Source organism: Nonomuraea basaltis, assembly GCF_005893125.1.
GTDB lineage: Bacteria > Actinomycetota > Actinomycetes > Streptosporangiales > Streptosporangiaceae > Nonomuraea > Nonomuraea basaltis.
The window spans coordinates 11,332-25,195 of record NZ_VCJS01000053.1; the positions used below are offsets into that span (position 1 = coordinate 11,332).

Sequence of the window (13,864 nt, forward strand, 5' to 3'; positions counted from 1 at the left end):
GCCTGTGGCCATGACCGATCCGGCCGGGGCGCTGGCCGCCCGCATCGAGCGGTTCGAGCAGGCCGCGGATCCCGAGCTGATCTGGGACCCCGCGGCGCTGGTCGAGGCCGAGCAGGCGATGCGGGCATGTGCCGGCGACCGCTCCGACGCCGCCGCCTGGCGGCTGATCGGCATCCTCCACCTGGCCCGCTACCGGCTCGACCAGCGGACCACGCAGGACGCCGCCGTGGCGGGTGCCTTCTTCGCCGCCGTCGCCGTGGTCGACCCCGGACGGCTGCCGGAGAAGCTGCGCGGCTCGAACGTGCCGCCGGGCGACTCGGCCGGCACGTGGGCCGGTCTGGTGGAAGAGGTGTTCAGGCACGTGGACCCGGCCGCGTACCGGCACGTCGGGCTGCTCATCCACGCCCTGGTCCGCCGTGCCGTCGCCCACCCCACCGTGGACGCGGCCGACCGGCTCGGGCAGTTGCTGTTACAGCAGGCCATGCGCTCGGCCGACCCGTCCTGGGCGCCCGGCGCGCTCGCCCTGCTCGGCGGCGGACTGGCACGGCTGCACGCGCAGACGGGAGAGCGGGAGCTCCTTGACGACGCCGTGCACGTGCTGTTCAGAGCGGCGCTGGGGGCGCCCGGTGAAGCCGCCTACCTGGGGGAACTGGCCGCGGCCCTGACCCTCGCCGCTCCCGGGGACGAGGGCCTGGTCAGGGCCTATCTGGCGGCCGCCGAATCGGCGCCGGGCACGCGGGACAGGTCGCAGGCGCTGCTCGCGCTCGTCGGCCTCGCCAAGGCGCGGGCGGCCGGCTCATGCCTGGACGACGACCTGCTGGCGTTCATCAGGGTGGGGCAGTGCGCGCTGGACTTCTGGCACGAGCGGTGGGCGCACCCCGGCGTGCTGGCGCCGTACGCGGCCGGGCTCGTCGAGTGGTACGTGGTCACGGGTGACGAGCGCTCGCTGGAGGCCGGCCAGGAGATGCTTGAGGCCCTGGGCGTGGCCCCCGACGAGACGGCCCGCCGGCTCGGCTCGGATCCGCTGGCCCGCCTCGCCCTCCTGGCCGACCGCCGATGGCGCCGCTACGGCGTGACCGGCGACGAGTCCGACCTGGAGGCCGCCATCGACACCATGCGCGACGCCGCCGGCCTGGCCCCCCACGGCCACCCCGAACGCGCCCGGCTCCTCGTCACCTTGGCGAACGCACTGCTCAGACGGGCCGTCGTCACGGGCGCAGACCCGGCCGAACCGATCACCACGGCCCGCGCGGCCCTGGCCGCCCACGCCGCCCAGGAGCCGGACCGCCCCCAAACCCTTCTCCTGCTCGCCCAGGCCCTCAACCTGCACCTGACCCCGGAAACCGCCGACGAGGCCATCACCGCCCTCCGCGAGGCCGTGGCGGCCGGCGACCGCCTGACGCTCCAGGAGGAGGCATACGGCCTCCTCTCGCAACTACTCCGCTGGCGCGGGGTCACAGGGTCCGGCGGCGAGCGGCGGGTCGAGGACCTGAACGACGCCGTGCTGGCCGCCCGCCACGGCCTCGAGCCGGCCGTGAAGAGCTCCCACGACCAGGCGCCCGCCCAGCGGCTGCTGTCCGAAGCCCTGCTGGCCCGCTTCTCCGCACTGGGCGACGCCCGCGACCTGGGCGAGGCGCTGGCCCTGGCCAGGGACGGCGACGCCGACCAGCTGGCCCGGCTCAGCACCGTGCTCGACGGCCCCGGTCCGCTGCCGATGGACGACCAGCTGGCGTACGCCGCGACCGAACTGGCGCTGCTGTCTTCGGACGAGGACGTGGCAATCAAGCTGCTGCGATTCGCCGAGCGACAGTTCGAGGCGGCGGGTGAGCAGAGCGAGACGGCGGGCGAACGCGGTAGGGCAGCGGGCGAACGTGGCGACTTCCTGCTCGGCACGGCACTGCGGCTGGCCGAGCTGGGCCGTCTCCACATCGCCGGCACCGTGCTGGCCGGGGCGTCGGTCGCGTTCGACGAGGCAGGCCGGCGTTCGCAGGCTGCCTACGCGCTCTCCAGACAGGGCGTCAACCATGACGAGCTGGGGGAGCCGGACCAGGCCCTGGAGGCGTTCGAGCGCTCGGCGGCCATCTACCGCTCACTCGGCGACAACCGATCGGAGGCGCACCAGCTCGGCAGCATGGGCGACGTCCTCCTGCGGGCCGGCGACCCCGCCAGAGCCGTCGAGCAGCACCTCCAGGCCGCCGCCCGGTGCGCGGCCGCCGGGCTGACCGCGGAGGAGGCCGCCCACCAGGTGCAGGCGGCGGACGCGTACCTGGCCGCCGGCGACCCCGGCGCGGCCGTGGCCTGCGTGGCGCGGGCCCGCGAGCTGTACCTGACGCTCGGCCAGAGGGAGGCGGCGGCCACCGTACTGATCCCCGCCGCCCGCGCCGCCGTCGACGAGGGCGACCTCACCGCTGCCGTCGAGCGCATCGCCGCCTGCGCCATCGAGCTGGAGGCCGCCGGGGCTTGGGAGGACGCCTGCCGGGCGCTCGACGCGCACGCGGTCCTGCTGGCCGGGCGCGGCCACCGCCGGCAGGCCGCCGCCTGTGAGGCCCGCATGGTGGAGATCGTACGGCGCAGGGGGCAGCGGCGGGAGCCCGCCGACGAGTGGTACCGCATCGCGCAACGTCGCCGCGCCGACGGCGACGCCGCGGGTGGCAGGGCCGGCTTCGAGCTGGCCGAACGCGAGTACGAGTCCCTCGGCTACCACGACGGCTCCGCCTCGGCCCGCTACAACCTGGGCGTGCTCGCGTACACCGAGGGCGACGCAGAGCGGGCGCTGGAGGAGTTCGGGGCGGCGGGGGAGAGGTTCGCCAGGCTCCGGGCGCCGGCCCAGGAGGCGGCCGCCCTGACCATGCGCGCCTCCTGCCTGGCCCGCCTGGACCGGCTGGAGGACGCCCTGTCCGAGCTGGAGCGGGCGCGGGAGCTGGCCGCCGCCGAGGGGGACCTCGACGCCCTCTTCACCGCCACCCTGCACCGGGCCGTGCTGGACGTGCGGCTGGGGGAGCTGCAGGAGGCGGAGGATCGACTGTACGCGGCGCTCGGGCTGGCCGCCGCCGACCCGCTCAAGGAAGGCGTCGTACGGGACCGGCTGGCGGGTCTCGCCGCCCGTACCGGCGATCTGAGGGCCCAGGTGGAGGCGCTGGAACCGGCGGTGGTGAACTTCCGCGCCGCCGCCCAGGACCGGCTGGCCGCCATCGCCTCGATCAAGCTCGGCTTCGCGCTGGAGGAACGCGGCGAGTACCGCCGCGCCAGGGTGGCGCTGGAAGAAGGGCTGACGGGCGTCGCCACGGAGCCGGGCACGCAAGACACGCAGGCCACAGGAGCCGGGACACAGTCTGCGACGCGGCAGAAGACGGCTGCGGAAGGACCAGCAAGCCTTGTGGCCCGCGCGGGCCGAGGAGAAAGAGCCGCGGGCGTTGAAGCCGAGACGCACCCCAGGATCCGCCCGGCGGAGGCGCCGTTCGAGGTCATCGTGGCGATGGCGGCGGCGCCGGGCGGGCTGGACGCGGACGTCCTGGTGCGGGTGGCCGCCATCCAGCTCACCCTCGGCGATCTCACCCGCGGCCGCGCCACGCTGGCAGAAGCCGTCACTGCGCTCCGGACAGGGGGCGAGCAGCCGGAGGCGATGGAGCGGATCCAGGGATGGCTACGCCTGGAGGAGGCGGAGGCCTCAGGCGACCTCCGGCTGGCCCGCGCCGCGGCCGAACAGGCCCTCGCCGAACAAGCCCCCGCCAACGGTACGAGCCTCTCGGCCGCCCCTGCCAGAGAGCGTTCCCACCTCCTGGCCAAGCTGTCCGCCCTCTGCCTGGCTCTGGGCGACCCCTCCGCCGCCTACAACCACGCTGCCCACGGCTACGAGCTGCGCGACTACCGGATCGTCGAGCACCTGCGCAACCTGGGCACCGCGGCCAGGGCGCTGGGCCGGGCCGACGAGGCGATCGGGCATCTCACCAGGGCGGTCGAACTGGCCCGCGAGACGGGCTCGGCGCTCCCCGTCCAGCTCGTCCACGCGCTCACCTCCCTCGCCCTGACCCTGACCGGCGAGGCCCGCTGGCCGGAGGCCGCCCGCGCCTACGACGAGGGCCTCATGCTGGCCGCGGCCCCCCTTTGGCGGGCGCTGCGGGCACCGCTGCTGGCCGGCCGGGCCGGGCTCCACCTCAAGCTGGGCGAACTGGACGAGGCAGTCGCCACTTACCGGGCCGCCATCTCGATCTCGGAGGAGCTGGGAGGCCACCGGGAGGACCTCGGGAGCGACTACGCCGACCTCGGCCTGGCACACCTGCTGCGCGGCGAGAATGATCAGGCCCGGCCGTACGCCGAACGAGCCCTGGACCTCGACCGGGCGCACGGCAACGAACGCGGCGCGGTCCTCGACCTGATCCTGCTCTCGCGCCTGGAGGACCCTCCCCAGGAAGCGGCACACCGCAAGGAGCGAGCCCAAGCGCCGGCGTACGGGGAGGGGCGAGCGCAAGCGCCGGCGTACGGGGAGGGGCGAGCCCAAGCGGCGGCGTACCTGGAAGAGGCGCTCGCTCTGGCCGGGAGGATCGGGTTCAGCGCCGGCGAGGCGATCGCGCTGGGCGACCTCGGAGCACTCGACGTCGCCACCGCCGAGCACGCCCGCGCCCACCGTCGCCTCTCCAGGGCGATCGACCTGCTGGAGAAACTGGGCCACGAACCTGCGCTGGCGATCGCCTGCCATGACCGGTCCGGGGCCAGGGAGAAACTTGGTGACCTGCCCAGCGCCCTCGCCGACGCCGAACGCGCCTTCGAGCTCGGCCGGGCGCCCGCCCTCGACCGGGCGATCAGGCTCGCCGTACGCCTCGGACGCGGCATGACGGCCTGGACCCACGCGGAACAAGCCAAGGCGCGGACGTTGATCGCCCAGCTCGGCCATGGCCGGTGGCCCCCGCCGACCGGCGTACCCGCCGAACTTCTGGAGAGCGAGCAACGCGGGCTCGACGACGTGCATGCGCTCGTTTCGGCGGCGGGGAGGACGCGCGACCCCGTCCAGGCCGCCGCCCTCATCCGCCGCGCCCGCGCCACTCAGGCCAACGTGGAGGCGCTGTGGGACCGCATGGAGCCCCTCGCCGCCGACTACGTCGCCATGCGCCGCGGCACCCCACCCGGCAAACCCGAACTGGACGCCCTCGTCACTCCCGCCGCCGGCACCAGCGAAGGCGTCGGTGTCGGAGAGGTGATCGGGCTGCTTGGATTCCACGTCGGCGACGACACGGTGACCGTGCTCGCCCACCGCACCGGCTGGCCCGAGCCACGCGCCTTCCCCACCACGGTCGGCCGCGACCTGCTGGCCGGCTTCGCCCGGACCATCGACGGCGACCGGCCGGAACTCCTCGACATCGCCGCCCGCCGCCACCGCCGCGACCTGTGGCGCCGCCTGGCCGACCAGCTCCTGACCGACGCGCTCCAAGCCCTGGGCGACGACCCGGACCTGCTCTACCTCCTCCCGCACCGCGCCCTGCACCACGTACCGTTGCACGCCCTGGCCCCCGGCGGCCGGCTCGTGCTCGAACGCTGCCCCGTCGTCTACGCCCCGTCCGCCGCCGTCCTGACCCGGCTGACCCGCCGCCCCCCGGCACGCCCCGGCCGGTCGTTGGTCCTCGGCCACGCGTCCGACGCCCCGGGAGCCGCGGAAGACCTGGCTGGAGAGGTCGCCACCCTGCTCGGCGCCGACCCCGCCGGCCCGCCCGCCGGAGACGACGGGGCGGCGCTCGGCCGCGCGCTCCTGCACGCCGGAGCCAGGTCCGTGCTCCTCACCCTCTGGCCGGTCTCCGCCGAGATCACCCGTGTGCTCGTGCGCGACTTCCACACCAGGGTGCGTGCCGGCGCGGGCAAGGCCCAGGCGCTGCGCGAGGCGGTGCTGGAGCTGCGGGAGCTGTACGGGTCCGCCGAGCCCGACCTGTGGGCCCCGTACGTGCTGGCCGGCCTCCCCGATTAGAGAGCCGCACCCGATCCCCAAGCGAATCTCCACGGATCGGAAATCTCGCCTGCGGCACCATCCCTTCACCCTGCCTTGGTTGTCCCGAGAATGGGACTTCGCTCACAATACGGACATGAACGACGCCGGGCTGGAAAAGGAACCCGAGCACCACGGCCCCTTCAAGGCCATCGTCGACCGCATCCACCGGCACCACGAGCGGGTCATGCGCGAGCGCGAGGAAGAAGAGCTGGCCGAGGCGGCCAGGCATGCCGCCTTCGACCTCGAGGCCGACATCGGCCACCCCAGGATGCGCCGCGGCGACGAGCCGTTCGACATGGACGAGGACCTCGGAGCGGGCCACCGGCCCCGCGACCCCTAGTGGCCCATCCACTTCGAGTCCGGCATGAAGGATCGTCGTTCACGATCACATGAGGTTAGCCCGCCTGTCTGACAACGATCCGCTCAGCCGGGGCTGGGCGGCGGGCGCGGGGCGGGTCAGCCTGCTACGCCGGATGAGGCGCGGGAGCGGTGGGCGGCGACGCGTTCGCGGGTGGCGCAGCGGGCACTGCAGTAGCGGCGCGGGCTGCCGCCGCCGAAGTCGAGGTATGGCCGCCCGCAACCGCCCGACGCGCACAGCCCGCCGGGCACCCGCTGGTGATCGGCCAGCAGCACGGCCAGCGCCATCGCCGACGACGCCAGGAACCACTCCCCCCACGAGGCGTCGTCCCCGCTGTCGACGTGCAGGTGCCAGCTCGTCGTGCCCCCGTGACTGGTCAATCTGGGCGCCCGGGCCGCACCGGCGAGCAGCCGGTTGAGCAGGGCCGCCGCCGTGCCGGGGTCCGGCGCACCCAGCACCTCGCTGAGCCGGGCCGCCGCCGCGCGCATCGCCGTGATGTCCGCCTCGCCGAGGTCGAGGTCTCCGACCTCACCGTGGTCGCGCAGGACGCGCGACACCGACTCGATCGACGGCTGCTCGTGCAGCAGCGCCACGCACAGGTCGACGGCTCTGACGGCCATCGCCTTGCTCGAGTGAACCTTCACGCAAGCAGCGTATGCCCGCTCGCACGAGTACGCCCGCGAGCGCGGAGAACCCCACGGGCGTGGGTCAGCCGCCGCACGCCGCGAACACGAACGTGTCCTTCAGCAGGGTGTACCGGTCCCTGACCTTGACCGCGCCCGTGTCGGTGTCGATCTGGACGATCGTCATCCTGGTGGAGTTCGACAGGTGGCGGATCAGGTGGAGGGTCACCTGGTCGTCCCCGGTCCAGTCGATCATGTGGACGTCGCCGGCCGGCAGCTTGACCGTCTTGCGGCCCACGACCTGGTCGGGCTCCAGGTCGTACGTCACCAGCTCCGGCTTGTCCCCCGCCACGACGTTCGCCACGGTGCGGCCGTCGGCGGACAGCGCCTGCGGCCCGTTCGACGCGACGACCTGCGGCGGCGTGGCGCGTAGCAGTCGCTCACCCGAGTCGCTGTAGACCACCAGGTCGGTGACGGACTCCTCGGCCTCGGCGGTGCCGAGCACCTCGCCGGCGTCGCCGCTGAAGCCCAGCACCGTCACGTCGGCCGGAACGGTGCCGAGCCGGGCGCCGGTGTCCGTGTCGAAGACGCGGGTCCCGGGGGACTTGTCTCCGCTGACGACGGCGGCCAGCCTGCCGCCGTCGTCGGAGAGCAGCAGTGCCACGTCGTACTGGCCCACTCGTGGCAGCGCGTCCTTGGCGAGCAGCTTGACCGCGCCCCCGAGCGTCCGTACGGCGAGCCTGCCGGTCTTGGTGAAGTACGCGACCCGGCGGCCGTTCCCGCTGACCGCGATGGGCGCCGGGCTGGAGCCGGTGGACTTGCCCTTCGCGTCGAGGGCGACCACTTGGGCGTCGCGCAGGACATGCGCCTTGCCGCTGTGCATGATCAGCCGCCAGTCGCCGCACGGCTTCTGACCGTCGCCGGTCCGGCAGCCCTTGATGGAGGCGTACCGGATGCTGTCGTGACCGCGGTGCTCGTCCGCGTGCGCCACCGCCGGGGCCACCGGGGCCGCGACCAGGGCGACGAGAGCGGCCGTGAGGGTGGCGAGGATCTTGGTTCTCATGTCGTTCACTCTCCGGCCGCGAAGTAGGCGTACCTGGACTTGCCGATCGTGTACTTGTCCGTCTGCGTGGCGTGCCGGGACTCCGGATCGACGGTGAGCACCCGTACCACCGCCGGTTGCCCGTCGTCGCCGCTGTGCACGATCACCTTGAGCCGCCCGTCCGCGTTCCAGTAGGCGGCGTACGGCAGCGTGCCGGGCTTGCTCGGCAGGTCCCCGCTCGCCGAGAGGTCCCCGGTCTCCAGGTCGTAGATCCGCACCCTGGGCGGCCGCTTCGTGCCGGTGTCGCCCTCCGTGAACGCCGCCACCCTCCTGCCGTCGGGGGCCAGTGCGTAGGAGAGGGCGTTCACGACGACCTGGGGCGGCGTGCGCTTGATCGCGCCTGTGCCGTCGAGGCGGTAGGCGTACATCCCTGTGGTGCTGTCGCTCCGGTGACGCGTGGCCAGCACCTCGTCGCCGTCGCCGCTGAAGCCGTGCAACGTGTCCGCGGCGGGCAGCGTCGTGACCTTGCCGGTGGCGACCGTGACCACCTTGGAGGGCAGACGGGCGGGTTCGTCGAAGTAGTCGATCAGCACCTTGTCGCCCGTGGGAGACAGGGCGATGCCGAGCTCCTCGCTGCCGACGCCCTTGAAGAGCACCGACTCGGGCAGTGCCGTGGCCGGCCCGCCGGCGACCCGCCGGACGACCAGTCGGTGGTCGCCGGCGCGTTCGTAGGCCAGCACGCGCCCGTCCGCGCTGATCAGGAACGTGCTCATGTCGCGGGTCTTCGCGCCCGTCCTGTCGATCTTGGTGCCGGCGGCGCCGGGAACGGCGATCTGCCCGCCATCAGGCAGAAGCAGCCGCCACTGGCCGCACGGGTAGGTGCTGCCTTCCTTCTTGTCGTAGCACGACTTGATCCAGGCGGCGCGCGCGACCGCCGGTCCGGTACGCGCGTGGGCGGCGGCGGGTACGAGCCCCAGCCCACCGATGAGTGCCGACGCCAGGAGCGCGGCGGTCGCTGAGGGATGCCTCATGGCTGTGATCCTTTCGCTCACCTCCTTAGACACGCGCCCGAGGGGGTCGGTTGGTCACATGTCGGCCACGGCTGCCACGCCTCTTGACCGCCGCGGCCATCCGTGTCTAGATCAATCAGGTTTGCTCGTCCCGTACCGGAGGACTAGGCATGGCATCGGCATGGATTCTCCCGTCGTGAGACCCGGGCGCCAGGGCGCGGCCGCGGAGCGGCGGGCACGCACGGTGCGCATCTCCACGGTCATCGCGGGGCTGCTGCATCTCGTCACGGCGGCCGTGCTGGCCGGCATCCCGGGCAGCTCACCCACGCTCGGCCCCCTGCCGACGCGCGAGAGGCCTGAGGCCGCGTCCCCTCCGGGCGTGCCGAGCCGGAGTCCCACCGCCGGGCCGGTCGTCCGCACGTCGCGCCCGCTGCCGGCCTCTGCCGCCCGCACCGCTCCCCCGGGGACCCGTACGACGCCGCCCGCGAACCGCGGCCGCACGCCACCGCCCGCGGTCCGGACGACGCCGGTCCCCGTTCGCAAGACGCACGTGCGCGACGTGAAGGTGACCGCCTCGGCGACCCAGCGGCCCGTCAAGACGACCGCACCTGCCAAGACGACCGCACCCGCCACGAACGGAGTCGACGAGCCCACCGCCTCTCCGGAGACCCGGCCCACCCCTCCGGGGCAGACCAGGGAGCCGCCGGGGCAGACCAGGGAGCCACCCGGCCAGACCAGGGAGCCGCCGGAGCAGGAGAAGAAGTGAGGTCAGCGGGCGGCGAGCACCTCGGCGAGCCGGTCCATGGACTCCCGGCCGCCCCTCACGCCGTCGGCGCGCACGATCGCGTCGCGGGCCTCCACTGACTGGTGCACGGACTGGGCCACGTACTTCGTCCTGCCCTCGACCTCGACGAGGGTGACCGTAAAGGGGGACGCGAAGGGTCAGAGCGGGCGGCGGCCGGCGAAGCCCAGGTCCGTACGGTGGTACCAGGCGAGCTCCCGCTCTCCCTCGATCCAGCACAGCCGCACCGAAACCCCCTCGCGCATCGCGGGGAAGTCGACCAGCACCGGCGCGATGCCCTTCACCTCGATCCCCTGATCGGTCCACCCGCTCAGGATCTCCTCGATGCGGGCCTGGAGCGCCTTGAGCTCGGGGAGGCCGCCGAGCTCGGACCCGCCCTTGGCCTGCCGGTCGAAGGTGATCTCGGCCAGGTCGGCGCGCGCGGCGATCACCTCCTGGGCGTCCTCGATGACGCCGGGCAGCAGCGAGCGGGCCTCGTCGACGGTGAAGATCCGATCCATGCCCAAACGTTAGCGGTTCGGCTCGTACGCGTGGACGAGCAGTTTCTCCGCATGGTCCAGATAGTTGTCCAGAAAGGCCGCGGCCTGATCCGGCTTGCCGGACTCGATCAGCTCCAGCAGCGTGCGGTTGCGCTCGACGAACGGCTCGTGAAAGGCCCGCGGGTTCTCCATCACATGGAAGACGAGGCGCAGCTCGGCCAGCAGCTGGCGCATGAGCTCGTCGATCCTGGGGCTCTCGTTCAGCGACACGAGCGCCTGGTGGAAGCGGATGTTGGCGGTGCCGACCCGCTGCCAGTCGTCCTCGGCGGCGGCCCGCTCGGCGTCGCGCATGGCCTCCCTGATCACGGTCAGCGCCTGCGGGGACGGCGTCCGGCGCACCGCCGCTCCTTCGAGGACGCGGCGCACCTTGTAGAGGTCGAGGACGTCCACGACGGACGGGAGGCGGACGAACACGCCGCGGTTGAGCTTGTGGTCGAGCAGCCGCTCGTGGCCGAGCAGCCGGAACGCCTCGCGCAGCGTGTTGCGCGACACGCCGAGTCCTTCGGAGATGGACTCCTCCGACAGCCGCTGGCCAGGACGGAAGAACCCCTCGCTGATGCGGTCGCGCAGGATGTCGGCCACCCGCTCGGCCGTGCTGCTGCGTCCCAGCCGGGGCCGGTCTTGGAAGAGATCAGCGACCATGTCATCCACATTTAACAGGAAATCATGGAGCAAAACTATTGTCGAATTGTTCAACGATCCTTACGTTGAAACTATCTTCCTCGACAACCAAGGGGCGATCGATGTCAAGCTCCACGCACCAGACCCGGCGAGTCATCCTCGCCAGCCTGATCGGCACGTCGCTGGAGTGGTACGACTTCTTCCTCTACACGACGGCGGCCACGCTGGTCTTCCCCAAGCTGTTCTTCCCGTCCCTCGACCCGTTCAGCGCGATCCTGGCGTCCCTGACCACCAACGCCGTCGCGTTCGTCGCCAGGCCCCTCGGCGGGGTGGTGTTCGGCCACTTCGGCGACCGGGTGGGCCGCAAGACCGTGCTGGTGGTGACGCTCCTGGTGATGGGCGTCTCGACGTTCCTCATCGGCGTGCTGCCCGGCTATGCGAGCGTCGGCGTGATGGCGCCGATCCTGCTGGCGGTGCTGCGGTTCGCGCAGGGCCTGGGGCTCGGCGGCGAATGGGGCGGCGCGGTGATCATGTCGCTGGAGCACGGCGACAGCAGGCGGCGCGGCTTCAACGCCAGCTGGCCGCAGGTCGGCGTTCCGGCCGGATACGTGCTGGCCACCGGCCTGCTCACGCTCCTGTCGTTCGTCCAGTCCGACGAGGCGTTCCTGTCGTGGGGCTGGCGGGTGCCGTTCCTGCTGTCGGGCGCGCTGGTGTTCGTCGGCCTGTGGGTGCGGCTGAAGATCACCGAGTCGCCGCTGTTCGCCGAGGTCGAGCAGCAGGGCGCCAAGGCGAAGATGCCGCTGGTCGAGGTGCTGCGCACGCACCCGCGCGCGCTGCTGTCCGCCTTCACCGCGCGGATCGGGGTGGACGTGGCGTTCTACACCTTCACCGCGTACATCATCGTCTACATCACCCAGCAGCTGGACCTGAACCGCTCGGTGGCGCTGAACGCCGTGCTCATCGGCTCGGCGCTGCAGCTGGTGCTGATCCCGCTGTTCGGCGCGCTGTCCGACCGGGTGGGCCGGCGGCCCGTCTACTTCGCGGGCGTGGCCGGCGCGGCGGTGTGGGTGTTCGCGTTCTTCCCGCTGCTGGACACGAAGTCCTTCCCGCTGATCGCGCTGGCCGCCGTCGTCGCGCTGATCACGCACGCCGCCATGTACGGGCCGCAGGCCGCGTTCATCGCCGAGCTGTTCACCACGCGCCTGCGCTACAGCGGCGCCTCCATGGGCTACCAGGTGGCCGGCATCGTGGGCGGCGCGCTGGCGCCGATCATCGCGCTGCAGCTGTTCGAGACGTACAAGACCACGGTGGCGGTGTCGATCTACGTGGTCATCGCCCTGGCGGTCACGGCCGTGGGCCTGGCCATCGCGCCGGAGACCCGCGACCTCGACATCGCCACGCCCGAGCCCGCCCAGCAGCCCCGGCACCCCGGCCAGGTCGGGCCGTTCGCCTGAACCTCCGCCGACCTCGGCCCGGACCTTCGATGACTGCCGCGAAAGCCGCGGGCGGCGGCTGCCGACGCCGCCCGCGCTTGCGGTCAGGCAGGGACCTTCGGCGCGGCCGCGCGGGCCGTCCGCCATCTGCCCTTGAAGGCCACCATCGAGACCAGGAAGACGGCCTGCCCGGCCAGCGCCACGCCCAGCCACGTCTGCCAGCCGCCGGCCTCCACCACCATCGGCGACACCACCAGCAGCGCGACGATCATGACGCGGACGACCATGCCCCAGATGCCGAGCGCGGAGCCCTGCAGCCGGGAATCGACGTCCTCGGCGTCCTCGGAGAAGTTGGCCATCCACGGCACGTACGCGATGCCCATGAACAGGTAGATCAGCGCGTACACGACGGTGACGTGCGCGGCCGCGACGCCGGGGCCGATCAGCGCGATGAAGTACGCCAGCGCCCCCGCGGTCAGCACCGTCCCGACGGCCGTGAACGGCTTGCGCAGCTGGATCCGGTCCGAGATCCGGCCGACGATGACGACGGCCACGGCGTTGAGCACGATGCCCAGCGCCACCACCCGGTTGGCCGCGGCCGGGTCCATGCCGAACGCACCCGCCAGGATGGTCTGCCCGAAGATCGCGAACGTCCAGTAGAGCATCTGCCAGCCGGTGTTGCCGAGGACGTGCGCCCACAGGTGCGGATGCCTGAACAGCTCCCGCAGCCGGCCGTGCTCGATCCGCCCCTCGGCCCGCACGGCCTCCTCGGCCTGCAGCACCTCGGCCCGCAGCGCCCCCGACGGTTCGGCGATCTTCCAGATGATGATCCCGCACATGGTCAGCGACACGACGCCCATGATGATCGCCTGCGACTGCCACGCGTTGCCGAACAGCGGCAGCGTGAACCCCGCGATGAACGAGGCCAGGAACGACGCCCCGATCGGCCCCCACGTCCAGAACGCGAACGCCTGCGCCCGCCCCAGCCGCGGTGAGAAGTCCCGCACCAGCGACGCGGTGATCGTGATCCCCGCGCCCTCGATGAACAGCATCAGGCAGCGGATCCAGAACAGCTCCGCCACGGAGTCCACGGTGGCAAGCAGGAAGTTGCAGGCGGCCGTGACGGTCAGGGTCGGCACCAGGATCGTGACCCGCCCCCACCGGTCGGACAGGATGCCGCCGAACGCGGCGGAAAGCCCGCCGACCAGCACCGACAGCGCGGCGATCTGCCCGTAGACCGTGAGCGACATGCTCAGGTCCTCCATGAGGAGGGGCAGGATGGTGGCGATCGTGGTCTCGAAATTGGCCACCAGGCTCGCCAGCACGGCGATCGCCAGCAGGAAGATCCGGCGGCGGCCGACGGGGTAGACACTCAGCTCGCGGACATAGAACGGCTTCATTCCATCCTCCGGGGGACGGACGGCTATGGGAGGTCGCTCTAGAACGCGCTTCTAGTTGCTCC

General features: G+C 72.6%; 10 protein-coding genes. 4 read left to right on the top strand and 6 right to left on the bottom strand.

Annotation, left to right across the window (positions count from 1 at the left end):
• The first annotated feature begins 10 nt into the window (after nt 1–10).
• Nucleotides 11–5,953, top strand: a complete 5,943-nt coding sequence (locus tag EJK15_RS24730) for a CHAT domain-containing protein (protein WP_138712845.1) — start codon at nt 11–13, stop codon at nt 5,951–5,953.
• Nucleotides 5,954–6,068: 115 nt separating this feature from the next.
• Entirely contained in the window at nt 6,069–6,314 is a 246-nt protein-coding gene (locus EJK15_RS24735; protein WP_138712846.1) for a hypothetical protein, read from the top strand.
• 116 nt (nt 6,315–6,430) lie between these two features.
• Here the strand turns inward: EJK15_RS24735 and EJK15_RS24740 are convergent, their stop codons facing one another.
• The 3 genes from EJK15_RS24740 to EJK15_RS24750 form a co-directional block, all read right to left on the bottom strand.
• Nucleotides 6,431–6,976, bottom strand: coding sequence for a CGNR zinc finger domain-containing protein (locus EJK15_RS24740; protein ID WP_240777184.1), 546 nt, complete (start codon nt 6,974–6,976; stop codon nt 6,431–6,433).
• Nucleotides 6,977–7,040: 64 nt separating this feature from the next.
• The gene (locus EJK15_RS24745; protein ID WP_138712847.1) at nt 7,041–8,018 is read right to left on the bottom strand and encodes a hypothetical protein; all 978 of its coding nucleotides are present in this window, start codon (nt 8,016–8,018) and stop codon (nt 7,041–7,043) included.
• 5 nt (nt 8,019–8,023) lie between these two features.
• Nucleotides 8,024–9,028: a hypothetical protein gene (locus EJK15_RS24750; protein ID WP_138712848.1), complete on the bottom strand. Its 1,005-nt coding sequence runs from the start codon at nt 9,026–9,028 to the stop codon at nt 8,024–8,026.
• Nucleotides 9,029–9,203: 175 nt separating this feature from the next.
• Here EJK15_RS24750 and EJK15_RS24755 point away from each other — a divergent pair, with 175 nt between their 5' ends.
• Nucleotides 9,204–9,773 (top strand): hypothetical protein, encoded by a 570-nt coding sequence (locus tag EJK15_RS24755; protein ID WP_138712849.1) that lies wholly within the window; start codon nt 9,204–9,206, stop codon nt 9,771–9,773.
• A 176-nt stretch (nt 9,774–9,949) separates the two neighbouring features.
• Here the strand turns inward: EJK15_RS24755 and EJK15_RS24765 are convergent, their stop codons facing one another.
• Both EJK15_RS24765 and EJK15_RS24770 read right to left on the bottom strand, forming a co-directional pair.
• A complete protein-coding gene (locus EJK15_RS24765) occupies nt 9,950–10,309 on the bottom strand; it encodes a DUF2203 domain-containing protein (protein ID WP_138712850.1) in 360 nt (119 codons plus the stop codon).
• 9 nt (nt 10,310–10,318) lie between these two features.
• On the bottom strand, nt 10,319–10,990 hold the full coding sequence (locus EJK15_RS24770; protein WP_138712851.1) for a GntR family transcriptional regulator: 672 nt from the start codon (nt 10,988–10,990) through the stop codon (nt 10,319–10,321).
• Nucleotides 10,991–11,091: 101 nt separating this feature from the next.
• Between EJK15_RS24770 and EJK15_RS24775 the strand changes: the two genes are divergently transcribed.
• A complete protein-coding gene (locus EJK15_RS24775) occupies nt 11,092–12,423 on the top strand; it encodes an MFS transporter (RefSeq protein WP_138712852.1) in 1,332 nt (443 codons plus the stop codon).
• 83 nt (nt 12,424–12,506) lie between these two features.
• Here the strand turns inward: EJK15_RS24775 and EJK15_RS24780 are convergent, their stop codons facing one another.
• Nucleotides 12,507–13,802, bottom strand: coding sequence for an MFS transporter (locus tag EJK15_RS24780; RefSeq protein ID WP_138712853.1), 1,296 nt, complete (start codon nt 13,800–13,802; stop codon nt 12,507–12,509).
• Nucleotides 13,803–13,864: the final 62 nt, after the last annotated feature.

What these genes read in the sequence shown, in the direction of transcription:
- EJK15_RS24730 (WP_138712845.1), top strand. Translation starts at nt 11, where the DNA reads ATGACCGATCCGGCCGGGGCGCTGGCCGCCCGCATCGAGCGGTTCGAG.
- EJK15_RS24735 (WP_138712846.1), top strand. Translation starts at nt 6,069, where the DNA reads ATGAACGACGCCGGGCTGGAAAAGGAACCCGAGCACCACGGCCCCTTC.
- EJK15_RS24745 (WP_138712847.1), bottom strand. Translation starts at nt 8,018, where the DNA reads ATGAGAACCAAGATCCTCGCCACCCTCACGGCCGCTCTCGTCGCCCTG.
- EJK15_RS24750 (WP_138712848.1), bottom strand. Translation starts at nt 9,028, where the DNA reads ATGAGGCATCCCTCAGCGACCGCCGCGCTCCTGGCGTCGGCACTCATC.
- EJK15_RS24765 (WP_138712850.1), bottom strand. Translation starts at nt 10,309, where the DNA reads ATGGATCGGATCTTCACCGTCGACGAGGCCCGCTCGCTGCTGCCCGGC.
- EJK15_RS24770 (WP_138712851.1), bottom strand. Translation starts at nt 10,990, where the DNA reads ATGGTCGCTGATCTCTTCCAAGACCGGCCCCGGCTGGGACGCAGCAGC.
- EJK15_RS24775 (WP_138712852.1), top strand. Translation starts at nt 11,092, where the DNA reads ATGTCAAGCTCCACGCACCAGACCCGGCGAGTCATCCTCGCCAGCCTG.
- EJK15_RS24780 (WP_138712853.1), bottom strand. Translation starts at nt 13,802, where the DNA reads ATGAAGCCGTTCTATGTCCGCGAGCTGAGTGTCTACCCCGTCGGCCGC.